The sequence below is a fragment of the Sulfitobacter sp. 1A13679 genome (genome assembly GCF_043557115.1).
In the GTDB taxonomy this organism is placed as follows: domain Bacteria; phylum Pseudomonadota; class Alphaproteobacteria; order Rhodobacterales; family Rhodobacteraceae; genus Sulfitobacter; species Sulfitobacter faviae.
Genome location: NZ_JBIFFO010000026.1, coordinates 1 through 24,129, shown reverse-complemented (window position 1 = coordinate 24,129; position 24,129 = coordinate 1). Strand labels below are relative to the sequence as shown.

Annotated in this window: 26 protein-coding genes; 5 read left to right on the top strand and 21 right to left on the bottom strand. The window is 60.4% G+C overall.

Going from position 1 to position 24,129, the window contains the following annotated elements; genetic code table 11:
* Nucleotides 1–8 precede the first annotated feature (8 nt).
* The 10 genes from ACGYLA_RS17135 to ACGYLA_RS17090 form a co-directional block, all read right to left on the bottom strand.
* On the bottom strand, nucleotides 9–668 hold the full coding sequence (locus ACGYLA_RS17135) for an aspartate/glutamate racemase family protein (protein WP_394434078.1): 660 nt from the start codon (nucleotides 666–668) through the stop codon (nucleotides 9–11).
* Nucleotides 665–2,122: an amidohydrolase family protein gene (locus ACGYLA_RS17130; protein ID WP_394434076.1), complete on the bottom strand. Its 1,458-nt coding sequence runs from the start codon at nucleotides 2,120–2,122 to the stop codon at nucleotides 665–667. The genes ACGYLA_RS17135 and ACGYLA_RS17130 overlap by 4 nt, the downstream gene beginning before the upstream one ends.
* Nucleotides 2,112–3,554: an ABC transporter substrate-binding protein gene (locus ACGYLA_RS17125; RefSeq protein ID WP_394434073.1), complete on the bottom strand. Its 1,443-nt coding sequence runs from the start codon at nucleotides 3,552–3,554 to the stop codon at nucleotides 2,112–2,114. The genes ACGYLA_RS17130 and ACGYLA_RS17125 overlap by 11 nt, the downstream gene beginning before the upstream one ends.
* Nucleotides 3,551–4,585 carry an ABC transporter ATP-binding protein gene (locus tag ACGYLA_RS17120; protein WP_394434071.1) on the bottom strand — a complete coding sequence of 345 codons (1,035 nt, stop codon included), beginning with the start codon at nucleotides 4,583–4,585 and terminating at the stop codon, nucleotides 3,551–3,553. Before ACGYLA_RS17120 ends, ACGYLA_RS17125 begins: the two co-directional genes overlap by 4 nt.
* Nucleotides 4,582–5,577 (bottom strand): ABC transporter ATP-binding protein, encoded by a 996-nt coding sequence (locus tag ACGYLA_RS17115; RefSeq protein ID WP_394434069.1) that lies wholly within the window; start codon nucleotides 5,575–5,577, stop codon nucleotides 4,582–4,584. The genes ACGYLA_RS17120 and ACGYLA_RS17115 overlap by 4 nt, the downstream gene beginning before the upstream one ends.
* Entirely contained in the window at nucleotides 5,577–6,449 is an 873-nt protein-coding gene (locus tag ACGYLA_RS17110) for an ABC transporter permease (protein ID WP_209219527.1), read from the bottom strand. The genes ACGYLA_RS17115 and ACGYLA_RS17110 overlap by 1 nt, the downstream gene beginning before the upstream one ends.
* A 10-nt stretch (nucleotides 6,450–6,459) precedes the next feature.
* Entirely contained in the window at nucleotides 6,460–7,425 is a 966-nt protein-coding gene (locus ACGYLA_RS17105) for an ABC transporter permease (RefSeq protein WP_209219526.1), read from the bottom strand.
* Nucleotides 7,426–7,498: 73 nt separating this feature from the next.
* Nucleotides 7,499–9,058 (bottom strand): ABC transporter substrate-binding protein, encoded by a 1,560-nt coding sequence (locus ACGYLA_RS17100; protein WP_394434067.1) that lies wholly within the window; start codon nucleotides 9,056–9,058, stop codon nucleotides 7,499–7,501.
* 75 nt (nucleotides 9,059–9,133) lie between these two features.
* Nucleotides 9,134–9,526: a VOC family protein gene (locus ACGYLA_RS17095; RefSeq protein WP_209219524.1), complete on the bottom strand. Its 393-nt coding sequence runs from the start codon at nucleotides 9,524–9,526 to the stop codon at nucleotides 9,134–9,136.
* 92 nt (nucleotides 9,527–9,618) lie between these two features.
* Nucleotides 9,619–10,266, bottom strand: coding sequence for a GntR family transcriptional regulator (locus ACGYLA_RS17090; protein WP_394434065.1), 648 nt, complete (start codon nucleotides 10,264–10,266; stop codon nucleotides 9,619–9,621).
* Nucleotides 10,267–10,345: 79 nt separating this feature from the next.
* Here ACGYLA_RS17090 and hydA point away from each other — a divergent pair, with 79 nt between their 5' ends.
* Nucleotides 10,346–11,782 (top strand): dihydropyrimidinase, encoded by a 1,437-nt coding sequence (gene hydA / locus ACGYLA_RS17085; RefSeq protein WP_394434063.1) that lies wholly within the window; start codon nucleotides 10,346–10,348, stop codon nucleotides 11,780–11,782.
* A 42-nt stretch (nucleotides 11,783–11,824) separates the two neighbouring features.
* Here hydA and ACGYLA_RS17080 read toward each other — a convergent pair whose 3' ends face one another.
* The 3 genes from ACGYLA_RS17080 to ACGYLA_RS17070 are packed head-to-tail and all read right to left on the bottom strand — an operon-like array spanning nucleotide 11,825 to nucleotide 14,785.
* Nucleotides 11,825–12,937: a C4-dicarboxylate TRAP transporter substrate-binding protein gene (locus tag ACGYLA_RS17080; protein ID WP_394434061.1), complete on the bottom strand. Its 1,113-nt coding sequence runs from the start codon at nucleotides 12,935–12,937 to the stop codon at nucleotides 11,825–11,827.
* A 28-nt stretch (nucleotides 12,938–12,965) separates the two neighbouring features.
* Nucleotides 12,966–14,276, bottom strand: coding sequence for a TRAP transporter large permease (locus ACGYLA_RS17075; protein ID WP_394434059.1), 1,311 nt, complete (start codon nucleotides 14,274–14,276; stop codon nucleotides 12,966–12,968).
* Nucleotides 14,273–14,785, bottom strand: coding sequence for a TRAP transporter small permease subunit (locus tag ACGYLA_RS17070; RefSeq protein WP_209219519.1), 513 nt, complete (start codon nucleotides 14,783–14,785; stop codon nucleotides 14,273–14,275). Before ACGYLA_RS17070 ends, ACGYLA_RS17075 begins: the two co-directional genes overlap by 4 nt.
* A gap of 131 nt (nucleotides 14,786–14,916) precedes the next feature.
* On the opposite strand from ACGYLA_RS17070, the gene ACGYLA_RS17065 reads away from it, so the two are divergent.
* Nucleotides 14,917–15,813: a LysR family transcriptional regulator gene (locus tag ACGYLA_RS17065; protein WP_394434057.1), complete on the top strand. Its 897-nt coding sequence runs from the start codon at nucleotides 14,917–14,919 to the stop codon at nucleotides 15,811–15,813.
* A 71-nt stretch (nucleotides 15,814–15,884) separates the two neighbouring features.
* A complete protein-coding gene (locus ACGYLA_RS17060) occupies nucleotides 15,885–16,643 on the top strand; it encodes an alpha/beta hydrolase (protein ID WP_394434055.1) in 759 nt (252 codons plus the stop codon).
* 47 nt (nucleotides 16,644–16,690) lie between these two features.
* Here ACGYLA_RS17060 and ACGYLA_RS17055 read toward each other — a convergent pair whose 3' ends face one another.
* The 6 genes from ACGYLA_RS17055 to ACGYLA_RS17030 form a co-directional block, all read right to left on the bottom strand.
* Nucleotides 16,691–16,987, bottom strand: coding sequence for a CcdB family protein (locus tag ACGYLA_RS17055; RefSeq protein WP_394434053.1), 297 nt, complete (start codon nucleotides 16,985–16,987; stop codon nucleotides 16,691–16,693).
* Nucleotides 16,987–17,229 carry a type II toxin-antitoxin system CcdA family antitoxin gene (locus ACGYLA_RS17050; RefSeq protein WP_394434051.1) on the bottom strand — a complete coding sequence of 81 codons (243 nt, stop codon included), beginning with the start codon at nucleotides 17,227–17,229 and terminating at the stop codon, nucleotides 16,987–16,989. Before ACGYLA_RS17050 ends, ACGYLA_RS17055 begins: the two co-directional genes overlap by 1 nt.
* Nucleotides 17,230–17,678: 449 nt before the next feature.
* Entirely contained in the window at nucleotides 17,679–17,942 is a 264-nt protein-coding gene (locus tag ACGYLA_RS17045; protein ID WP_394434049.1) for a hypothetical protein, read from the bottom strand.
* Nucleotides 17,943–18,709: 767 nt separating this feature from the next.
* Complete coding sequence (locus ACGYLA_RS17040) at nucleotides 18,710–19,219, bottom strand: hypothetical protein (RefSeq protein WP_394434047.1); 510 nt, start codon at nucleotides 19,217–19,219, stop codon at nucleotides 18,710–18,712.
* Nucleotides 19,212–19,742 carry a hypothetical protein gene (locus tag ACGYLA_RS17035; RefSeq protein WP_394434045.1) on the bottom strand — a complete coding sequence of 177 codons (531 nt, stop codon included), beginning with the start codon at nucleotides 19,740–19,742 and terminating at the stop codon, nucleotides 19,212–19,214. The genes ACGYLA_RS17040 and ACGYLA_RS17035 overlap by 8 nt, the downstream gene beginning before the upstream one ends.
* 322 nt (nucleotides 19,743–20,064) lie before the next feature.
* A complete protein-coding gene (locus ACGYLA_RS17030) occupies nucleotides 20,065–20,313 on the bottom strand; it encodes a multiprotein-bridging factor 1 family protein (RefSeq protein ID WP_394434043.1) in 249 nt (82 codons plus the stop codon).
* A gap of 58 nt (nucleotides 20,314–20,371) precedes the next feature.
* On the opposite strand from ACGYLA_RS17030, the gene ACGYLA_RS17025 reads away from it, so the two are divergent.
* Nucleotides 20,372–21,262, top strand: coding sequence for a tyrosine-type recombinase/integrase (locus ACGYLA_RS17025; RefSeq protein WP_394434041.1), 891 nt, complete (start codon nucleotides 20,372–20,374; stop codon nucleotides 21,260–21,262).
* Nucleotides 21,263–21,302: 40 nt separating this feature from the next.
* On the opposite strand, the gene ACGYLA_RS17020 is transcribed toward ACGYLA_RS17025, so the two are convergent.
* Both ACGYLA_RS17020 and ACGYLA_RS17015 read right to left on the bottom strand, forming a co-directional pair.
* Nucleotides 21,303–21,887: a terminase small subunit gene (locus tag ACGYLA_RS17020; protein WP_394434039.1), complete on the bottom strand. Its 585-nt coding sequence runs from the start codon at nucleotides 21,885–21,887 to the stop codon at nucleotides 21,303–21,305.
* Between the two features lie 539 nt (nucleotides 21,888–22,426).
* Nucleotides 22,427–22,825, bottom strand: coding sequence for a VanZ family protein (locus tag ACGYLA_RS17015; RefSeq protein WP_394434037.1), 399 nt, complete (start codon nucleotides 22,823–22,825; stop codon nucleotides 22,427–22,429).
* Between the two features lie 828 nt (nucleotides 22,826–23,653).
* On the opposite strand from ACGYLA_RS17015, the gene ACGYLA_RS17010 reads away from it, so the two are divergent.
* A partial coding sequence (locus ACGYLA_RS17010; RefSeq protein ID WP_394434035.1) for an NTP transferase domain-containing protein occupies nucleotides 23,654–24,129 on the top strand: 476 nt, incomplete at its 3' end.

Here is a 24,129-nt window from a genome sequence, read left to right as displayed (position 1 = left end):
GTTCTCTCCTATCTTGTCTGTTGCAGGGCGACCCGGCCGATCGCCATGGCGGTGGCCGCCTGACAGGGCTCGATGACGGGCACGCCGAGGGTTGTTTCAAGCTCACCGCGAAAGGCGGTCATCCCGGCGCAGCCGAGGATCAACACATCCGCCCCCGCGCCATCGCGCAGCGAGGTGCCGACGGTCTTCAGCCGCTCGAAGGTGCGGGTTTCGTCGGCCAGTTCCAGCACGCCAAGCTCCAAGGGTTCGTCGCCCGCGAGCCGATCCATCACCCCCATGGCGCCGAGGTAGCGCATGTGTCGCGGGATCGAGCGGCGCAGGATCGAGATGATGCCGAAACGCTGGCCCAGCGTCATCGCCGTCAGAACTGCCGATTCCGCGATACCCAGGACGGGCCGCTGCGATTGCTCGCGCAGGGCGGCAAGCCCGGGGTCCGAGAAACAGGCAACGACAAAGGCGCTGGCCTGATCTTCGAGCGCCGCGCAATGCGACAGCATCGGGCCGACGACACCGTCGACATGGGCCTGCGTCTCGATCCCCGGGGGGCCTTCGGCCAGCGTCCCCGCCACGATCGGTACCGGGGAGTCCGCGCGCATCGGGTCGACCGCGCGGTCGATGCCGTCGGTCACATGCTGGCTGCTGTTGGGGTTGATGATGTAGATGGTCATGGCTGGCCTTCCGTGCCGTGGGGGGCGCCGCCCCAGAAATTCGCGGGCAATTCGAGGTCCGGCGCGCCGCCCAAGCGGTCGATCATCAACTCGGCCTGCGTGGCCGCTTCTCGCAGGGCCGCGCCCTCGTCGAGCCGTGTCGCACGGGCGTCGCGCAGCACCATCGCGCCGCCCACCATCGCGTTGCTCACGTCATTGCCGTTGGCAAAGCAAACCAGCCGGTGCACTGCCATGTTGCCGGGCTGCAGATGCGGGCGGGAAAGGTCCATGGTCACGATGTCGGCCTGTTTGCCGACCTCCAGCGAGCCGATGCGGTCTTCCATCCCGAGCGCGCGCGCCCCGTCGATGGTGCACATCGCCAGAACCTTTCCGATCGGCAGCACGTCGGCGTCACGGAAATGGCGGCGGTGGTAATGCATCGCCTGCTGCATATGTCGGAACATGTCGCCCGAGCGGTCCGGCGCTGTGGCGTCCGAGCCGAGGCCCACGCAGACGCCCATGTCCATCATCTCGACCGCCGGGCAACGGCCCGAGATCGAGGCATTGGCCGAGGGGTTATGCGCAATCTTAGTGCCTGTTTCGGCCACGGCGATCATTTCGTCGTCGTGCAGGTCGATGCAATGCGACAGCAGCGCGTTCGGCCCCAATGTCCCCAGTTCCTTGGCCCGCCGGATCGAGCCGCGCCAGTGCCCGTCCTGGGTAAACACCAGTCCCTTGTCGCGGGCATGGGCCTGCACCGCTTGGGTCTGCGCGCAGGCGGCGGCGTAATCTTCCGGGGCCATGTCGCGTTCGTGTTCGTCGCGCAGGACGGGGTAGAGCATGGCGATGTTGATCCGGCCCGCGTGGGTGTCATGCCAGTCTTCAGCCACGGCTTTCGCGGTGTCGAACTGCTGCTCGAAGCTCACCGGATAGGGGCGCCGCTCGCCGGTCTCCCAATCGGCGTAAGTCAGCGGGTGTGGTGCGCGGGTGGGGCCCACGGCCACGACGCTGCGGGTGCCGACCTCCAGCACGCCTTCGCAATGCGCCGCGGCATAGGCGGGATCGTCGCTGCGCATGATCGTGTCGCCGCCGCCCAAGAGCGACACGCCGGTGGTCACGCCGAAGCGCAGCCGCTCGAGGGCGGCAAGCCGCGCTTCCGCACGCCAGAAATCGGGGGGCGAGATCTGTGTATAGACCTCGCCGCAGATCGCCTCCCAACGATCTCCCCCGCGCATGCCCATGGTCTTGATCAGACCATGGCCGGCGTGGGCATGCACATCCACGAGCCCCGGAAAGACGACATGGCCGGTGCAGTCGATGACCTCGGCGGCCTCGACCTGTTCGGCGAGTTCGGTGGCCCGGCCGATGGCCACGATCCTGCCGTCTTGGACGGCCACCGCACCGGTCTCGATCACCCGGCGAGCGGGGTCCATGGTGATGACGATGCCGCCAGTCAGAAGCGTGTCAGCCAGCATGGGCCACCTCCGGCAGATGCGGCAAGGCGGACACGTCGATCACCCCGTCGGCGGGCATGGCGAAATCGGGATGCTCCCCCGCGATGCCGATCACCCGCAGCGGGTTGTAGAGCGTAAGCCACGCCGGGTCTTCCTGCAGCAGCGCGTAAGCTTTCTGCCAGACCCGCGCACGCGCATCGCGGTCGGGCATCACACGGCCCTTGTCGATCAGCGCCTCGATCTTGGAGTTGGCATAGCCCTGCCACCAGGAGCCGGCCACGCGGCTGTCGATCTTCTCGTACAGCACGCGGTAGGTGCTCATCGGGCTTGAATCGAAGACGCAGAGGTCGCGGATTTCCTTGCGGCGTACCATGTGCGCATAATCTTCGCGCTCGGGATGGATGTGCACGTTGAGCGTGATCCCCACTTCCTTGAGCTGCTCGCCAAGCGCGGCGGTCAGCCGCTCGGCCTCGTCCGGCAGGCGGGTCGGGCAATCGGCGTCGAGCGTCAGACCGTCGCCGTGCCCGGCTTCGGCCAGCAGGGAGCGGGCGGTGTCGCGGTCCATCTGCGCGCCCTGCCCCGTGCCGGCCCCGAAATGGTTCGGACTGACAAAGCCGCGCAGCGGGCGGGCAGCGCCCTGCATCACGGTCTCGACGATGGCCTCGCGGTCGACCGCAAGGCTCAGCGCCCGGCGGACACGGGCATCGGCCAGCGGACCGCGCGCGGCATTCAGCAGATAGATGATCGCGACGGGCGAAAGGAACTCGTGCCGCATCGCGCCGAGGCTGCGCGAGGCCGCGAAGTCAAGACCGTTCGCGACCTGTACCCTGCCCTCCGCCAGCATCGCCTGACGCTTGTCGGTGTCGGGTTCCAGCAGCCATGTGACCGTCTCATTGGCGGGGGTCCCGGAGAAATGCCCCGCTATCCGTTCGGCACTGATCCGCTCGGGCGTGATCTCTGTAATCCGGTAAGGCCCGCTCCCAATCTGAACACTGTAATCCCCCGCATCGAGCGCCGCGAAAGCCGAAGGTGCGACGATGAAGCCCTGCTCCAGCACGTCGAGCAAATCCGCCATCGGCGCGGTCAGGGTAACGCGCAGCCGCGTCGGTGCCAGAACCTCTAGCTTGGCTCCGCCCAGAAACTGCCGCCAGACTGCCGGCGCGCCCAGGGTATAGCCCTTGTCCTCCCGCGCCATGCGATTGAGCGAGGCGGCCACCGCCTTCGCGTCGCAGGGGGTGCCGTCGTGGAAGGTCACCTCCGGCTCTAGCGTGAAAGTCCAGACCGTCGCGTCCTCCGACACCTCCCAATCACGCGCCAGCGCGGGGACAAACCCCTGCCCGTCGCGTTTCACCAGCGTGTCGTAGATCGCGTGCAGCACCGTCAACTCGTCACTGGCGTCGGTGCAGTCATGCGGGTCGTGAAGGCCCAGCCGAGCTTGTGCGATCAGGGTCATGCGACATCCCTTTCCGGCTCATCGATCAGGTGGCAGGCGACGGTCTGGCCGTCGCCCACATCGCGCAGGTCGGGCCGTTCGGCGGCGCAGCGGTCCCAGGCAAAGGGGCAGCGGGTGCGGAAACAGCAGCCCGAGGGCAGCGAGAGCGCCGAGGGCACCTCACCCGAAAGCTCGATCTCCTGCGTGTCGCGCTTGGCCTTGATGCTGGGCGCAGCCGAGAGAAGCGCGCGTGTGTAGGGATGACGTGGGCGCGAGAACAGCACGTCGCGCGGGGCGTTCTCGACCATGAAACCGAGGTACATCACGCCGATCTTGTCGGCGATGTGATGCACGACCGAGAGATCGTGGCTGATGAAAAGATAGGCGAGGCCAAACTCGTCGCGCAGGTCCTTCATCAGGTTCAGAATCTGTGCCTGGATCGAGACGTCGAGCGCCGAGACTGGCTCATCCGCGACGATCAGCCCCGGCGTGACCGACAGCGCCCGTGCGATGCCGATGCGCTGGCGCTGGCCGCCGGAGAACTGGTGCGGATAGCGCCCTGCGTGTTCGGCGTTGAGGCCGACCTTCGCCAGCAGTGCTTCGATCTTTTCAGGCACCTCGCGCCGTTCGGCGGCGGTCTTGGTCTGCTGCAGCAGCGGCTCCGCCACGATGTCGCGCACCTTCTGACGCGGATTGAGCGAGGCATAGGGGTCCTGAAAAATCATCTGCATCTTGGCGCGGACAGGCAACATCTGCGCGAAGTCGTGCTCGGCCACGTCCTCACCATCAATGCGCAGTTCGCCGCCCGTGGGTTTGTAGATGCGCGCGATGGTCTTGGCGACGGTGGACTTGCCACAGCCGCTTTCGCCCACCAGCGCCATGATTTCACCGCGTTCGATGCTGAAGTTCACCCCGTTGACCGCGCGGACCACAGGCTTGTCGATCCGAGGGCCCTTCTTGCCAAAACGCAGTCGGTCGAGGACAGAACCGCCTAAGGAGAAATGCATCTCAAGGTCGCGCACGTCGAGCATTGGTGCAGGGGCATCGGTCATGCGGTGTCTCCGGGGCTGAGAGGAAAGTGGCAGGCCGCCGATAACGAGCCGCGCTGTGGCATCAGATCGGGTTCGATCTCCGCACAAAGGGCCTGCGCGCGCGGACAGCGGTCGCGGAAGTTGCAACCCCGGGGCAGGTTGCGAATATCCGGCACGGTGCCGGGGATCTGCTTCAGCCGTTCGTGACGGTTGCCGAGGTCCGGGATGCTGTCGATCAGCCCGCGGGTATAGGGATGCGCCGGGGCCTCAATCAGCTCGCGGGTGCGGCCACGCTCCACCACGCTGCCGCAATAGAGCACGGTGATATGGTCGGCCATCTCGGAAACCACGGCGAGGTCGTGGGTGACGAGGATCATCGAGGCGCCCTTCTCGGCGATCTGGCGGCGCATCAGTTTTAGGATCTGGCTCTGGATTGTCACGTCGAGCGCCGTCGTCGGCTCATCCGCGATGATCAACCGGGGCCGCGCCAGAAGCGCGATGGCGATCACCACGCGCTGGCGCATCCCGCCCGAGAACTGGTGCGGATAGGCCTTAAGCCGCTCCGCCGCACGGCTGATGCCGACGCTCTCCAGCATCTCCACGCAGGCCGCGTGACGCGCCTCGGCGTCCAAGTCGCTGTGCAGGCGCAATACTTCATCCATCTGGCGGCCCACCGTATGCAGCGGGTTGAGCGAGGTCATTGGGTCTTGGAACACCATCGAAATGTCACGCCCGCGGATCTCGCGAAGCCGCGCTTCCCCGGCTTTCACAAGGTCCTCGCCGTCGAGCAGGATCTCCCCGCCTTCGATCTTGCCGGGGCTGTCAATCAACCCAAGGATCGAGAAGCCGACGACTGATTTGCCGCCGCCGCTCTCACCCACGAGGCCCATGACCTCGCCCGCCGCGATATCGAAGCTGACGCCGTTCACGGCTTTCACCGTGCCCGCGAAAGTGTGGAAATGGGTCCTAAGGTCGCGGACCTCGAGCAGTTTTTGCTGTACCGTGTCGCGCATCATTTCAGCCTCGGGTTCAGTTCGTCGCGCAGGAAATCGCCAAAGAGGTTGATGCCAAAGACCAGCATCATGATTGCCACGCCGGGAAAAACGCTGGTCCACCACAGGCCGGAGAACAGCACGTCGAAACCGTTCTTGATCAACAGCCCCAGCGACGGCTGGGTGATCGGCACGCCGACGCCGAGGAACGACAACGACGCCTCGATCAGCACGAAGGTGCCGACCTGAATGGTCGCGATGACGATGAGCGGTGTCAGCACGTTGGGCAGCACGTGTTTGCGGATGATCTTGTGGTTCGGCAGGCCGGCGACCTTGGCCGCCTGCACATACTCCTTCTCGATCTCCGAGAGGGTCGAGCCGCGCACGGTTCGGGCATAGACCACCCAGCCGACGGCCGTCAGCGCGATCAGCACCTTGTCGATCCCGGTGCCCACGGCGGACATCAGAAACAGCGCGATCAGGATCGAGGGGAAGGAAAGCTGGATGTCGGCGATGCGCATGATGACGCTGTCGACAATGCCGCCGTAGAACCCGGCGATCAGGCCCAGAAGCGTGCCGATGAAACAGGAGGCCGCCATCGCCACCAGCCCGATGAAGAGCGAGATCCGCGCGCCATAGACGATCGAGGCCCAGACGTCACGCCCCTGCCCGTCGGTGCCGAGCCAGAACTGCGGGTCACCCCCTTCGAGCCAGAACGGCGGCTTGTAGCTGTCCATCAGGTTCAGCGCCGCGATGTCATAAGGGTCTTGCGCCACGAGGAAGGGGCCAAGCAGCACCGCGAGGGCAAAGAATGCCATCAGCGCGCTGCCGATCATCGCCGAGGAACTGCGACGGTAGTTGTAGAAAAACTCGGATTGGAAGAATGCCGTCATGTCACCGCCCTCATTTCAACGTGATGCGCGGGTCGATCAGCGTGTAGACGATGTCGACGAGGAAATTGATCACCACGAAGATCAGCGCCACCAGCATCAGGTAGACGACGATCACCGGGCGGTCGGCGCGGTAGATGCTGTCAATCAAGAGCTTGCCCATGCCGGGCCAGGAAAAGATCGTCTCGGTAATCGTGGCAAAGGCGATGAGATCGCCCAGTTGCAGACCGAAGATGGTGATGACCGGAATAAGCGCGTTTTTCAGCCCGTGTTTATAGAGCACGTCGCGGCGCGTGGCGCCCTTGGCGCGGGCGAATTTCATGAAGTCTTGCCGCCCGACCTCCATCATGCCCGCGCGGGTCATGCGCAGTAGGATCGCCATGGTGGCGAGCGAGAGCGTCACTGCGGGCAGGATAATGTGATGCCAGCCGTCGGCGGTCAGCAAGCTGATGCGTAGCCCGAAGATCTCGGCCGTGTCGCCCCGGCCCGAGGAGGGAAAAATCCCCCAATGCACGGCGAAGAGGAAGATCAGCACCATGCCGACCCAGAAGCCCGGCAGCGAGATGCCCAGAAGGGAGCCCGCCATGATCGTGCGGCTGATGCGAGAGTTCGGGTTGGCCCCGGCATAGACGCCAAGCGGAATGGCTACCGCGAGCGCCAGCGCCATGGCGACCAGCACCATCTCGACGGTGGCGGGGAGACGCTCCAAAATCAGCGTCATCGCGGGCTGGCGGAAGACGTAGGAATTGCCGAAATCGCCCTGCACGAGGCTCGTGATGAAGCGCCCGTATTGCACCAGCAGCGACTGGTCGAGCCCGAGGATGCGGCGCGCCTGCGCGATCTCGGCATCGGTGGCGTCGATCGGCACGACCATGAACACCGGATCGCCGGTGAAACTCATCATCAAGAAGACGATCACGGAGACGATCCAGAGGACAAGCGTCATCTGGATCAGACGTTTGAGCAGATATCCGAACATCAGCGGCTACAGTCTTTCGGCAAGGAGAGGAAAGACCCCGGCAGCGCAGGCCGCCGGGGCCGGAGGCGGCGGCTTACTCGGCCACGTCCATGTCATAGGCCCAGATGAACTTATCCACGCGCGGCTCAAGCATCACGCCGTCACGCTTGGCGTAGATGTCCTGCTCGTAATGCACGGGGATCATCGGGATGTCGTTCAACAAGAGCTTGGAAGCTTCCTGCAGGTACTGGTCGCGCTCCTCGATGCTGGGAGTGGCGTCGGCCTTGTCGACCAGCGCGTCGAGCTCCGGGTTGGAGTAGGAGCCGCGGTTGACCTGCCCGTAGCCTTCCTTCTTGTCGCGGGTGTAGAACAGCGCGCCATACATGGAGCCCGCATCCCCCGCCGGCACGTCCCAGCCCGACATGATGAAGCTGGAGTTCTCTGTGGGCACGCGGATGTAGCCCCAGAAGTTCGACTTCGGCATGATGTTCAGCTGCAAGTCGATGTTGATCTTGGCCAGCATCGAGGCCAGCGCCTGCGCGATCTGCGCGTCGTTGACGTAGCGGTTGTTGGTGGCATCCAGCGTCATGGTGAAGCCGTCGGCATAGCCTGCCTCGGCCATCAGCTCTTTCGCCTTCTCGATGTCCACCGGGTACATCTCTCGGAAGCTCATGCCGTCGGCATAGCCGATGTGGCTTTCCGGCACGAATTGGTCACTCGGGGTGGCCAAACCGTTCATGACGATCTTATTGATCGCATCGGTGTCGATGGCCCGCGCGATGGCTTCGCGCACTCGCTGGTCGGTCATCGGGTTGTCGCCTTCGATGGTCGGGGATTTCTCCCGGGTATCCATGGCCAGCACGACGTTCAGAAGGCTCGGGCGGGTGACGACCTCAAAACCCTCTTCGCGTTTTACCCGGTCCACGTCACGCACCGCGAGGTCCTGGATCACATCCACCTCCCCGGTCAGCAGTGCCGCGGTGCGTGTCGCGGGATTGGTGATCGGGCGGAAGGTGACAGTGTCGATCTTGGGCTCGCCGGCCCAGTAGTCGTCATTGGCCGAAAGGGTTAGCTTCTCTTCCTTGATCCAGCTTTCCAGCTTGTAGGGGCCGGTGCCCATAGGCTCGAGGTCCATCTTCTCGTCGCCAGTGGCTTGGGTGTATTCGCTGTCGAGGATCAGCAGTTCAGCCAGATCATTGGGCAGCACCGCGTAGGGCTTGGGCGTCTTGATCTCGACGGTGTAATCGTCGACCGCGGTGATCGAGGCGATGTTGGCCACGAGGTCCGGGCGGATCGACTCGCGCGCCTTCTCGACGGTGAAGACCACGTCCGCGGCGGTGAAGTCGTTGCCGTTGTGGAAGGTCACGCCCTCGCGCAGCTTGAAGCGCCATGTGGTGTCATCGACATTCTCCCAGCTTTCCGCAAGACCGGGCCCGAAGGACAGATCGGCGCTGCGCTTCACCAGCGGATCGTAGAGGTGGTAATACATGATGTTGGACGACAACTCCTCGCCCGCCAGCGGGTAGAGGTGGCTGGGGTCCGCGGTGAGGCCGATGGTGACAGATTTCTCGGCCAATGCCGCGCCCGCCGTCGTGGCCATCAAGGCCAGACCGAGGGCACTGGCACGCAGCGCGGTTTCACTGAGATATTTCATGGGTAGCTTCTCCACTGTTGGATGGGTGACGGGGCCACTTGGCGGGCCCTCATTCATTATGGTGACGGATCGGCGTCAGTTGCCCGGGCGGGCAGTCTGCACCTCGATCTGATAGCCCTCGGGATCGTTCATGGCGAAGGCGCGGATGCCCAGCTCATCACTGTCGAACATCTTGGTCAGCCCGGCGACCTTGTTGGCCTCAGCCCAAGCATACCAAGCGTCGACATCCGGCACGCGCAGGCAAAGCTGAACGGTCTTCTTCTCCTGCCATTTCTGCATGCCGCGGGTTTCATCCACGAGGCCGACATGGGCTTGGCCGTCGATCCGGTAGATCTTGGACCACCCCTGATCAATGGCGAGCGTCAGGCCCAGCACGTCCTCGTAGAAGCGCATCGCTGTCGGCAAATCGCGGTAATACTGAAAGGTGATCGCGAGAACGATACCGCCCTCGGGTCGTTGCGCCTGCATGGAATCCCCACTGCGTTCCTAATTGGTATTCCTACGGTATACAACCGGAATGCTGAGTCAACCACCTTTGCGTCGGCGCTGCCCCACGGGGATTAGAATGGATGATAAATGTGCGAAATGATCGATTCTCGAACATTGCTGAGATGCAGCTTCATCGCAGCGCTGGCGGCGTCGGGCTCCTTGGCGATGACCGCGTTGATCAAAGCGATATGCTCCTCGCACCCCGGCACTAGACGATCAGGGATCGAACCTTGATCGTACATGCCGGTTTTGACCTTAAGGCTTTCGATCAGCTCGAGCAGAAGATTTGAGCCTGCCATCTCGGCAAGGATGAAATGCAGCCGCATATCCAGAGCCGAATGCTCTGCCGCTGTAGGGCGCGGGCCATCTATAAACCCTTGCATTTTATTGCGAATATCGCTTAGCTCCGCGGTTTTCTTGCCCGAAGATGCAGCTTTGCGTGCCGCCTCACATTCCAGCAAGCTACGGACATGGAGGATCTCCATGATCTCGTTCAAGGACACGCTTGAGACCACCGGCGCGCTACCCGCACTGCGCTTGGCAAGGCCTTCGCTGACCAGCTGACCGATTGCCTCTCGCACCGGTGTGCGCGATACGCCCAAATGGTCGGCGAACTTCTTTTCGCTTAGTCGCGTGCCCGGCTCAAGCGTGCCGTCCAGGATCATCGCCTTCAGCCGCTTGAAGGTGGCATCCCCGAGCGTTTCGATTTTATCCGTCATGTTGCCTCCTCTCGGGGCTAAGAGCCCGCCTCCGCCTCGATATACCTTTTGTCGGTATACCATATGGTATACCCATGGTATGATTATTTTCACCACCCAGATACTGCATATCGTCGAGGTTGCCATGCAAAGCAAACAGATTGACACCGTCATTCGTGGCGGGACCGTTGTAACGCCCATAGGCGCTGCGGTTCAGGACATCGCCATCGCGGATGGTAGAATCAGTGAGTTGAGCAGCACCATCACATCCTCTGCCCCTACAGAAATCGACGCGCGCGGCCTCTTGGTATTGCCCGGTGGTGTAGATACCCACTGCCATATCGAACAGATGTCCGGCGCGGGGTTGATGAATGCCGATACGTTCCGCACCGCCACACGCTCTGCCGCGATGGGCGGAACCACGACCACCGTTTCATTCGCCGCGCAGCACGCGGGCCAGAAGATGCGGAAGGTCGTGGGGAACTATGCCGCGCTTGCCAAGAAGGGCGCGATCATCGATCACGCCTTTCACATGATCGTCGCCGACACGGGCAATGCCAATCTTGCCAAAGACATCCCGGCGCTGATCGCCGAAGGGCACCGTTCGATCAAGATATTCACCACCTACGCCAAGGTTCGTCAGGACGACAAATCTATCCTCGATATCCTTGCTTTGGCGCGGGATGCGGGCGCACTCGTCTGTTTTCACGCCGAGAATGACGGGCTGATCGGCCATATGACCGAAAAGCTGCTGGCCGAGGGCAAGACCGCCCCGAAATACCACGCCGCCTCCCACCCACGCGAGGCAGAGATTGAGGCGATCGACCGGATGTGCCGTTTTGCCGAATTCACCGGGGCGCGGGTGATGATCTTTCACGTCTCAACCGGTGAAGGGGCCGAGATCATCCGGCAGGCCCGCGCGCGTGGGGTGAAGGTGCAGGCCGAGACCTGTCCGCACTACCTTTTCATGACCGAGGATATTCTGGACAGCGAGAATCCGGCCCGCTTTATGTGCTCCCCTCCGCAGCGCAGTACTGAGGATCAGGCCGCTCTTTGGGAGGCAATGGCCGATGGCACGATTGAGCTGATCACCTCAGACCATGCGCCCTACCGGATGGACGCAAGCGGCAAGTTCGCCCATGGGGAAAACGCGCCATTCAATCAAATCGCCAATGGGATGCCGGGGCTGGAGACGCGCTTGCCGCTGATGTTCAGCGCGATGGTGAGCGAGGGACGCATGGATGTCGAAGCATTCGCCAAAGTGACCGCCACCGCGCCTGCGCGAGCCTTTGGTCTGGATGGCAAAGGCGCAATTGCCGAAGGCTTCGATGCTGATCTGGCGATTTGGGATCCTGAGGCTTCTTACACCTACGGCGCCGATGATCTGCATGACAACACCGGTTACAATCCCTTCGAAGGCACTACCGTCAAAGGCATGCCGCGCCATGTGCTCTCTCGGGGTGAGCTATTGGTCAGGGACCGGGCGCTGGTCACCGAAGCGCCGCGCGGTCGCTGGTTGCCAATGCGGGCGGGCTAAGGGGCGCCATTGCGGCGCCCCTACCCTTCTACGCACTAAAGCTTAGTTCATGCCGTAGTTTGCACGGTCCAGCTTGTCATAGATCTCGCTTTTTGCCAGCGCTGCCAGCGCATTGGTGTCGGTGTGATCCACATTGGCAAGCAGTTCGGCCCAGCGGTCCACGATGCGCTTATAGTCTTCCAGCAGAGACTCGGGGTTCTCGATCCCACGGCTTTTGGCGTTTTCGATCAGCACGGCTTCGTCCGCTTTGACGAATTCCGCCAGCGCGTCTTTAAGGGCTTGGTCGGGCTCGAAGACTTCCATACCGCCTTCTTTCGCAGCAGAGACCGCTTTGTCGACGTCCTTGTCGAACTCAACCCGGTGCTGCGCCAAATAATAGGCCATTTGGTCAAACAAAACGTCGCGCGATTCTTGCGACAGACCCTGCCAAAACGTTGGGTTATAGCCCCACTCGAAACCGGCGTAATAGTTGCCGACGGCCAGCATATTCAGATGCGTCACTACATCGGAAAGCGAAAAGGAGTCGAGCGCATCGGCAGCCGCCACGGCACAGTCGAGCGAGCCTGTGTCGAGGCCGGTGTACATCTCGCTCGAGGGGATCGACACGGGCACGGCGCCCACATGTTCCGCAAAACGCGACCAGGCGCCCCCGGCCATGCGCAGGCGTTTGCCTTGAATGTCATCATAGGTAGCGACGGGCGTGTTGCACATCATATAATATTCAGAGGTCGAGTAGCCGCCACCGAAGACCACGCCATTCTCTTTCCACTCGGCCAAGGCGGCTTCGTTGGTGAGGCCAAACTCGGTCGAGGCGAAAGCCATGACCATCGGATCGGTGTTGTAGAAGGCGAAGTTGCCGATCAGATTCGCGACAGGCAGTTCGGACGGCGTATAGGTGCCCGCGTGATAGGTCACTTGAGCCACACCATCGCGCACGCCTTGCAATGAAGCGGCCGGCGGCAGCAGGGAGCCACCGGCGAAGACGGTGAAATTCACCTCGCCATTAGTTTCTTCGGCCACACGTTCGGCAAATTCCACGTAAGGACCGCGCACCATCGAATGGCGTTCCGCAAAGAAGTGGTTCGCGTTCTGGGCTGCGGCGGCGGTGCCGAGGCCACAGACCGCGAGGGCCAGTATGGATGTGTTGAGTTTCATGTTGTCGTCTCCTCCGGTTAAAAAAGCGTTACTGCGCCATGAGCGAGGGCAGGAACAGGCTGATCGCGGGAAAGGCGATCAGGATAAAAAGCGTCACGATGTCCATGGCGATGAACCATGTCGTGCCCGAGATGATGTCGCGCAGCTTTACCTCGCCAGAGAGCGCGCTGTGCAGGACATAGAGGTTCAGGCCGACAGGCGGTGTCACCAGCCCGATCTCCAAAAGCTTGATGCAGATGATGCCGAACCAAATGAGGTTGATGTCTGCGGCCTCAAGCACCGGTAGCAGGATCGGTAGCGTCAGCAGGATGAGACCGATGGAGTCGATCACCATGCCCAAGATGACGAAGAGCGCGGCAATCATCAGGATGATCACGATCTGATTGTCCGAAACCGACAGCATCATATCCGTTAGGGCGCGCGGTACGCCCGACAGCCCCATGAAGCGGGTGAACATCACCGCGCCAATGGAGAGAAAGAAGATCGAAGAGGTCGCGACCGTCGTCTGTCGGATCGCCTCGGCCAGCGCTTTGCGGGTTAGCGAGCGGCGAAGCAAAGCAACCGTCGCGGCAAGGAATGCACCCACGGCGCCGGCCTCAGTCGGAGTGAAGAAGCCGCCAAAAATCCCACCTAAAACGCCGAGCACCAGTACAGGAAACGGCCAAACGGACCATAGCAGGCCCAGCACTTGGGCCCGGTCGATCCGTTCGACCACGGGCGGAGCCAGCTGGGGTGTGACCGTGGCGCGAACGGTGATCATCGCCATATATACGAAGGCTGAGAGCACACCGGGAATGACGCCCGCGATGAAGAGCTGGCCGATCGATTGCTCAGTGAAAATGCCGTAGAGCACCATGAGGATTGACGGCGGGATGAGGGAGCCAAGCGTGCCTGAAGCCGCGACGACACCGGTGGCCAGCGAAGGGTGATATTTCGCCTTCAGCATCTCCGGCACGGCGATCTTCGACATGGCGGCGGTGGTCGCGATGGAAGAGCCGGAAGCGGCCGCGAAAAGCCCGCAAGCGCCGACACTGGCCGAGGCCAGACCGCCAGGCACCCGCGCCAGCAACACACGCAAAAGGTCAAACGCACCCGCGGTAAGTCCGGTATTGGCGGCGATGAAGCCCATGAAGAGGAACATCGGGATTGCCGTCAGTGACCAGTCTCCGATCAAATTGAATGGCATGGCGCTGACGATGCCAAAAGCGGCTTGCAGGTTGAACATCACCGTGATGCCGACGAAGGACACCGCCATAAGAGCCGTCCCGATGGACATCCGAAAGGCCAGCAGACCGAACAACGTGCCCACACCGATCCAACCGATAACGAGATTGCTCATGACATGCCCCCATCAAGGTCGGACTGGGTGACAGGCTGCCCGCGCAGCACCAGCAGACCCCGCAGCAACGCGGCGAGACTGGCAAGGCCGAAGCCAAGCGGCAGAACCATACGCGAGGGCCAGACGATGACTTCGCGCCCGCCCATCACGACTTCGCCCACACGCAGAGCGCGCATCGCGTCCAGCCCGGTGCGCCATGTCATCACGGCCAAGATGGCGGCGGCGGCGAGGCAGCTAAAGAGCAGCGCAAGTTTCTGAAGCCATGCGGGGAAGTGATTGAACAACAGATCGACCGAGATTTGCTGGTCCTGCATCTCGACAAAGGCCATCGGCAACATGACCAGCGCGACCATATAGTAGTAGGACGACATCTCGACCGTGCCTTGGATCGGCGCGTTCCACACCAGTTTGGCGACCACATCGGCCACGATGTTCAGCATCATCGCGATGACACCGAAGCCGCCGATAAACATCAGCCAAGAGCATAATCTGTTGAACAGCGTCAGCATCGGGCCTCCTCCCCATACCAAGACGGGAACCGGGCCCGTAATTCCGATTCAACCTCACCGCTGAAGGGTCAGTTGACAAATAGCGATGGTTGATCGAGTGATAACGAAACGCGATCAACACGGAAGCATCAATGGACGACAGCAGGAAACCCACAAGGCTCGACCTCCGACATCTGCGATACGCTTTGGCCGTGGCCGATGCCCAGGGCTTCCGCGCCGCAGCCGAGATGCTCAATATCGCGCAGCCTGCCATTTCGAAAGCCGTGAAAGACACTGAGGTGGATTTGGGGTTTCGGATATTCGATCGCAGCGGGCCGCGCGTGATCCCCACACCGGAAGGCGTCGTTTTCCTCGACGATGCGCGCCAGACGGTCGCGCAGTTCGAGCGGACGATCCGCGCCTCGCGCCAGAATGCGGCCGGGGCTCGTGGGCATATCATCGTGGGCTATTCCGCCCTCGCCACCTCAAGGCAAATCTCAGAAGCGCTGGATGCGTTCCACCGCAGTGTCCCCGGCGTGCAGGTCGAGATGCATGTCATGTCCACGGATAACATGCTGAAAAACCTGAAGTCCGGCGCCATCGACCTTGGCTTTCTGCTATCCCACCCCACCGTTGGCGCACCGGGGATCGACCAAATGCCCGTCTGGAGTTCGCGCATCGGTTTGGTCGCCCCCGCAGGCGAAGCCCCTTCGCACGTCACTGATTTGCCAGAGATGCCTTTCGTCATGGGGCTGCGGGAAAATTGGCGCTCATGGCGCGCCTTGCTCGACAGCGCATGCGATCGCGCGGGTCTTACCCCCGTGGTGGTGGATGAGGCTTGGGACGTGCAGGTGATCTTACAGCGCGTGGCCGAACGCCGCGGGGTGACGCTTTTCCCCATGACCATGGCCGAGAGCCTGCCCGCAGCGTTAGAACTGGTGCCGATAGCAGGGCTAGATGCAGAGGCGACGATCTCGATGGCATGGAGCATCAAGGCAGATACCGGGCTGTTGCGTCAGTTCCGCAACCACTTCCCGCCGCTTGGTTGATCGCGTTCGGTTATCGCACGATACCACAAGTCTATTTGCGTAACACAGCGATAGCGCGATCTTATGCGCCTATGAAACAGACCCCGATCGCCCCCTTCGACCTGCCCGAGGCGCAGCCATTTCTTCTCGAAGGCAGCGACACCGGATTTCTCTTTTTCCACGGCTTCACCAGCACGCCGCAGAGCGTGCGAGAAGTCGCGGAAAAAGTACATGAGATCAGCGGCGCGACGGTATATTGTCCGCGTCTCGCGGGACATGGCGAAACCCCTGCGGCCCTGGCAATAACCGGCCAAGCGGATTGGGTCGCCTCAGCAGAGGACGCTCTCGCCAAACTTTCGGCACGCTGTGGCCGGGTTATCGTCGGCGGGCTTTCCTTGGGCGCGACGCTATCGCTCAACCTCGCCGCCAGAATGCCCGATAAGATACAGGGCGTGGTCAGCATCAACGGCTCAACCGGCCTCTACCGCCCCGAGGTTGTCGCGCCGCTTTACGAGGCAGACGGGCCGGCGTTCATCGACGGCATCGGCTCCGACATCGCCGAACCGGGGAGGACCGAAATTTGCTATGATCGGATTCCACGCGATACACTAAAAGAGCGGTTTCTGCTGACGAATGCGACCGGCGCCTTGCTGCCGCTGATACGGCAGCCGATCCAGATTATGCAGTCGCGAAGCGACAATGTCGTCGACCCACAAAACGCGCTGCGTATCGCGACCTCAGTGGGGTCAGGTGAGATACGACTGTCTTGGTTGGAGCGGTCTTACCATGTGGCGACGCTGGATTATGAGCGGGGCGAGATTGCGCGGCGGATTGCTGGGCTCTTAGCGTAACCGGATCCGATAACGCGCGGAGGAGAAGGCTGGTCAAATTGGCCTGCTCAGAAGCCTGAAAAGACCATGTCGAGGGCTCCGCGGATTTCATAGTCTGATGCGGAAAGATCGGCGATGGGAGGACCTGTGAGCAACGCAGAGGGGATCGCCGCCATCTCTGCAGTGTGCAGGGCATAGGCATCACCGTTAATCTCGAGTACCGGCTCCAGACGTCCTATGACCCCCGGCCCGCCTGCAATCGGGATCAAAGGTGCGACCACGCGGGAACCTGTGTCGATGAGATCCGTCTGAAGGTCGAGCACAAGCCGCCCGCCAGATACTTGGTAGACTTGGAACTGCGCCATCAGCCGAGCCGCAGCACCTGCAAGTCCGCCAGCGGCATCCCATGGGCCTCAATCCAAGCGCGGCGCTCTGAGATCGCCGCCGCGTTGTCTGATGCCCAAGCTGCGGCCCGTGCCGCACGCACCGCTTCTCCGACAGCAGCATCGCTGATCGCCGAGACATTCAAGCCTAACTCCCGGGCGGCAGAGAGATTTTCTGCTGTAAGGGTAATGTTTGTGCGCTGCTTTTCGGCTGTGGTCTGCATGCCATACTCCTAAATCACATAATAAATACACATGATTGGTGTGTGTTGCAATGGGTCACCGATCACTTCCCTAGTCGCGCGAATGCCCGGGCGGGTTGCAGGAGGCGCGTTTTTTACCCATCTCTGAGCCTCGTTGGGCGGATCGACCCGCGCGCCGCTGATGGTGCGCGTTATCGGAGCTTTGCCGGCGATGCCTCTTCCCGGCATGATTGGGCCACACGCGGAGCACCCTGTCGTTCGGAAAGCTTCAGCACATCGAAGGTAAAATATGCCGGGAAAGCCTAAAAATTGCAACTTGAGAGCGAGCCCAAGGTCGTTTCGGGAATGGGGCCAAAGGTTCGGCAGCTATAGCGAGACGCAGAAACGATCGGCAACAGGACGACCGTATTCAGCTCCAGCAGATGCTCCGCTTGCACAACGAGGTAAAGATCGCAGCGATCTCAAGAACGTCAAACTTCTGCATCAGGCCACGGGTGGTGCAAGGCCAAATGGGACACCGGGACACCGCTCGTTTCGACCTGCTCTGCTTCTTTGGCAATGGCAGCTTCATTTTCGCGAAACCAAGCGGCAGCGCGCTCATATGCATTTCCCGCTGCCATATCGGCAGCGACGAGGGCTTTGATATACTCGGTCGTGCTCACACCCCTCACCGCGGCCCAGGCTTTTAGCCGGGCTTTTTCCTCAGGGTTTAGTCTTATGGTCAGATTACCCATGAGGCCCCCAGCGTCGAAGCGCCCTAACAAAATAGCCTGGATACTCGTGCGCCGTAAGATGTGAATGCTTTGCACCGGCAGGTTGGCAAACTGTTGCGCGTCGAGGGATTTATTGCCCTAGATTTATTCTGTGCGTAGCTGCACCCATCCATTGAACAGCGCCCTGCCCTACCGGCCATGAAGCCACGACCGAAGCCTTTGCTCCACCACCTGAAGGTGAATGAAAGTCCGTTTCGGGAAATTGTTCTTGGCGGGCGAAGCAACGGGTAAGATACACGCTGGGATAGTCCGGGCTTCTGGAACTGGGACAGAGAAGGCGCGGGCGAGAAACCAGAAAGGGACCTCCGTGTTCCGCAACACATGGCCTGTTCGACGTTCAAAGCTTTGATAGAAAACATGCAGCCGCTAAACGGCCCGCGCGCGCCTCGCTTCGCAATGCGAAGGCTCCGCTCAGCGCGCGCTACCGGTGTGAACTCCCACCCCGCCGGGACACAGGACAAACATTCAAAAGGCGTTTATTTTAAGCGTGCGAGCGCAAAAAATGCATTGCGCTCGCGTATATTAGGGAAGTCATTCTGCAGCAGACGGGCGGGACGAGGTCATGCCAACCGGTCGTGCAAGTAAAAGCGCGCTCTCGGGGCGAAGATCGTCTTCGCCCCGAGAGTATTTGGTCCATAACTGTCAAATAGCGTGCCATCCAAAAGCAGCGACTGCTCTGTGACGGCAAATCCAGCGAGTCCTCCGCCGCCTGAAGGCGAACGGCTTAGCTAGCTTGGTGGGCAGGGATCGTCCGCGACAAGCGCCTTGGTATAGGCGGCCTGCGCTTTCCTTCTTCTGGTCTCAGCCTCGCGACGATAGCGCTTCAAGAGGTCTGCCTTTTTCCAATAGGCCTTCCAATATGCCGCCTCCTGCGCTGCAGCGACCGCAGCAGCGACATCCACCGTTTGCGAGAGGACGATTTCCCGCATGGCTGGGACGTCCAGCACCACCTTTCGGAAATCGTCAATCGTAACCGCGTCTGCCCGCGCACTGCCGAAAAGGTGCTCCCGTTCAGCCGCGCTGGCGCGCTCGACCAGCGCCTCAGCTTCCGCGAACTCCCATGCCAACCGGTTTACCTTGTATGTGACGTAGCTTGCCGCACATTGTTCGGGGTTGTTGAGGATCTCGCGGTAGATCGTGAGTGTGTGCTGGGTCGGCACCGGCGCAGTCAACCCGTGCTTTCGGGCATTCTGTGAAGGGTCAGCAGGCGCAGCTCGGTCTCGGTCACGCTTATCCATTGGACCGCATCCGTGGGGCGATGACCCGGAGGGCGTCATAATCATCTGTGAGCTCGCGGCGACGCTTTTCCAAGCTTTCGATACGCTTTTCGTGATGGCTCAGCTTCTCTGCGAGAGTTTGATAGGCCCGCGCATAAATCTCATCCAACGTCGTTCCCGCGGCCTGTAGTTTTTCTTCCGCTGCGAGCTGGCGCGTTGGCTCTTGCCCCACCAGGTCTCGTGCGAGCTTCATGTGCTTTGGTTCGACATCTGGCCGGACTACGAACCGGCCGACAGTGAAGTAGCCAGCCGCCAAATCGCGAACAGTTGCCATAAGGAGTGTATCGCGCATCCGGCGATGCTGCTCCAGCTCCATCTCAAGAATTGCGATTTCGCTAGCGCGGCGGCGCTCCAACGCGCTGCGAGCCTGAAGCGTATCATGCACCTCGCTCTCGATCTTCTCATGGTTTGCGCGACTTCCTCCAAGGGCGACGGGGAGGCATTTGTGTTGCGCGGCGACGGGTTTTTTGGGATCTTTGGTCATCATTGGGGTCCTTGCGAAGAGATGAATTTTCTCGGAAGTCGCCTCTGCCGATGGGCAAAGGACCAAATCATGACGCAAGGCGGCGCACGCGTAGGTGCGATGAAGCCGAAAATTGTTGTTGGGAAACCGAAAATGCGCATCGGTACGTCCCTGCAAAGAGCGGAGGGACTGGCATCATGCACATCACCTCCGCTGAGCGGAAATCGAACCTAGCACATCATGCGCACGGTATGTGTTCTACACACTAGATATAGGTACAGGCGCTCGCAACCCTTTTTGCGAACAACTCAAAAATCTGACCCTAAACTTATTCAGGGTACGTTCAGGGATTTGAAGGATGGAACCGTAAGCCGGGCGCGTCATCGGGTGCGCCGATGAATTCGATCCCGGCAGCCTCGAAACAGGTGCGCAGTATCTCAAGGTTGCTCTTGCGCGATTTCGGCACGGCAGCTTCTGCCAATTCATAGCGCACGATCGTCGCGGTACCGACACCTGTGGCATCGGCAAGATCTTTGACCGACCAATTCAGCGCGGCGCGCGCTGTTCGTATTTGCTGACCTGTAATTGACATAGCCTCAGTTATGATTTAATTTTTATCATAACTAGGCGAATCTTATTGGAGATCGAGCATGTTGGATTGGAGTAACGCATTAGAGACTCTTGATGGGGCATATTCTGATGCAACGATGCGCGCATATCATTGCGATGTTCAAGCCTATGTTAATTGGTGTGCCGAAGAGCGGCTTGCCCCCTTTCCAGCAAGCGTGGAGCAGGTCTGCGCCTTCTTGGAAGCCGAAGGCACGCTAATGGCGCCCTCGACGGTAAGGCGCCGCCTTTACGCCATCCGCAAAATTCATCGGTTGTTGGGTCTCGCAGATCCGACACACGACGAAGAGATCAATCTCGCCTACCGGCGGGTACGACGCGCGAAACCTGTCCGCCCGCAACAGGCGCGCGGATTGACAGCTGCGCACCTAGAACGTTTCCTTGCCGTTCAGCCCAAGACCCCTTGGGGAATGCGCAACACCGCCATGTTGTCTCTAGGCTATGAACTGATGACCCGCCGATCAGAACTGGTCGCACTGCGCGACGAGGATATCACGCTGCGGGGCGATGGCACCTTGCGGGTGTTGATCCGCCGCAGCAAAGCCGACCAAGAAGGACAAGGCCGTGTCGCCTTTACCTCGGTTGATACGGCGCAGCGCGTATTGGATTGGCAGGACTGGCGCGGCGCGAGTACTCAGTGGCTCTTTTGCCCGATTTATCAAGAACACCCGGTAGATCGCAGCCTCAGCGATACCACCGTCAAAACAGTGGTCAAAACCGCCGCAAAACAAGCTGGCTACCCCGCGGAGGACGTCCGGGCGTTCAGCGGCCACTCGATGCGTGTTGGTGCCGCGCAGGACCTTCTGCGCAAAGGCTTCGATACCGCAGCCATTATGCGGGCCGGTGGTTGGAAATCCGTAAACGTACTCGCCCGCTATCTGGAATATGCTGAGCAAAATGTTTGGGAGGCTTGAGCCTCCTTTGACCCGACCCCTGATATCAAGATCTTTTATCCTATGGTTTCCGTAGCGCCATCCGATCAGCATTCAGTTGCGCGGCCCGCGCTGCAGCCAAAAGTTTCTTATCCTCGTTGCGTTTGATGCGAGGACCGAGCATTCCAAGATGGCGCATCATGAGTTCAAGAAACCGAAGCCTATCTGCTATCTTGATTTGAAACTCGAACTTCGTACTGTGTCCTGGCTTCGATTGAACCTTCAAGGAACGTACGAGGCCCTTACGCCAGACCACCGGCCAGTCGGCAACAGGTCTAAGGCGTTCATTTGGATCGAAAATATCACTAAGTTCCGCCTCAAGCATATCCCGTGTCCATTCCAGAGCTGCCTCTCGCATTTCTTCAGCTCGGCAATGTAGCTCTTCGTTTCGGGCCTTGAGAGCGGCTTGGATATTCCGCTGGTTGAGCAGCTTCATGGCAAGTGCTTTTTCATCCCGTCCAGCGAAGCCCGCAATGCGAAGCGCTTTTACCGGATCAAAGTCTTGGCGGTAGGCTTCAACGAAAATCGCTTGTTGGCGTGTCAACCGGTGCCGCATTGCCCAGAGTGCTACGTCGGGTATAGCAAGGTCACTTTCCTGCATGCTCATGCCAAAAGCCCTCCGACCACGAAATCGTTGGGCAATTCATCAAATCGCTGTGCATTCCGGCAGAGCTTTATTGCATGTCGACACGGGCAGTTCGATATAACGCCCCGAGAGGCTGTAGTGTGGGAGGCGCGGTCCGAAGCCGTTTTCACCCAAAACGGTAGACATCCAAAATTGATCATGAGCTGGCTCCATAGCGTAGGGGCACCCTATTGATGTGTCGGCGCCCGTTTCAAAGGCGACCGAAGCACATCATGCGCTCGCGATCTGAGACAACACTACATCAAGTGTTACATCTGGACAAGGGAAGGCTATTTTTAGACTGAGGCGCGCTCGCAAAAACAGGCACAGGACAAGAAAAGGGTGCGCGCATCATAGGCCAGCGTGCACCACTCCAGCGCACCCACGCACGCTAACCATACTAATGTTCTTGGAGAGTCGACCAAATCTTTGATCTCATAGGCTTTTCGAATCCCTAATTGTGCAGACTATGAGAAAGGCAGGTCGGACGAGGCAAAGTGGTTGCAGCTGCAAGCTCTGGATTAGTTCCGCTGGCGACACTTAACGGACCAACATCCGCCCCCGCGATGAAGCAAAAGACCGATCATTGCTCCGACCGAAATCCCGAGCAGGTCCGCCAAGAAATCAGCCATCTCCCCAGACCGGCCAACGAAGGGCTGGATAACCTCGATGAGACCAGCATAGAATGTTGCCGCAAGGGCGACACGAGGAAGCGCATCGGGATAGAACGCCGCAGAAGGCAATATCAGAGACATAAAAACCAAGACATGGTGCGTCTTGTCGCTTCCAGGAAGCACAGTGGGGGTGTTCAAAGGGATAAGGGTCAGTAAGGTAATGCAGACAGACATGCCGATGGTCAGCCATATCGCGATCGATCGATGCTGGTTGGGCCCGAGCGAGGCTTCTTGAAAAATGGACATCTTAATAATCAGTTCTCCGGTGCTAGCTGCGTCGATTAAATGCGCTAATGTGCCGATTTCAGTGGGTTCTAGCCGAAGTCACATGAAGTAATCTCAAGGGTTAGACCAGTAGGCATTTTGGCATATGGCAAAAGACTGCCTCGAAAAGTTTACTGGGTTCTTGCTGAAGGATTTTCGATCCAATCCCATCATAGCAGAACCACCTATACTCTCAGAAAGCCTACTAATGGAAGACTTCAAAAGCTTTGCGCTGAACCTGAGTACAGGCCTTGCGGACGCACCCTGGCAGGGTCTAAGGAAGGCTTCAACGCTACTGGGGGACTACAAACATGCTTCGAACTATCATCGTGAGCGACTACATACATGTGCAAGGGACGTTGGTGCGCGCTCTGGATGATGGCGATATCGTTATTCGCACCGGTAACCGTGAATTTCTCGGCAGGCCAATTCGTCCTTTGAGCCCGTCTGAGATGGCTTCACCGACCGATGTTCGCATAGCGGATGTGGCCGGGTGAATTTTTTAATACGGACGCTCTCTGAGCAACATTCTTTGATCATTTATTTTAGCAGCTAGTGATCCAGAAATTTAGGCCAAGCCCTCTTTTACTAATCTCACCTATTTTGTGCTGGCCCAAGTCTGTCGCGGTGAGCTTGATAGAGACGCTTAGGGCGCGAGAGAACCGGCTCTTATGGCAGATATCGTCAATCCTTAAATGATGTTGGCGCCTCAGGGCGCGGGACATTGCCCGGCTAACATAACGCTTGGCGACTTGGCGCATAGTAGCCACCACTATCGCGATACTGCTAACCTTTGTTGAGAAAAATTACATGGAAACTGCATTGATCATCCTCGCCGCGGGCAAGGGGACACGGATGAACTCGGACCTGCCAAAGGTGCTGCACCGCGTGGCCTCTGCCCCGATGCTGGAACACGCCATGGCCGCGGGCGCAATGCTCGGCCCGCGCCATACGGTCGTGGTAGCCGGGCACGGGGCCGATCAGGTCCGCGCTGCCGCCACCCTCTTTGACGAAGACGCGCAGGTCGTCGAACAGACCGAGCAATTGGGCACGGCCCATGCGGTGGCGCAGGCCCGCCCGGCGCTGGACGGGTTCGAGGGCATGGCACTAGTGCTCTACGGTGACACGCCCTTCGTCCAGCCCGAGACACTTGAGAAGATGCAAGAGGCGCTGGCGACAGATGACGTGGTGGTTCTGGGGTTTGAGGCTGCCGATCCCGCCCGATATGGCCGTTTGGTGATGCAGGGCGACGCCTTGGAACGGATCGTCGAGTTCAAAGACGCCTC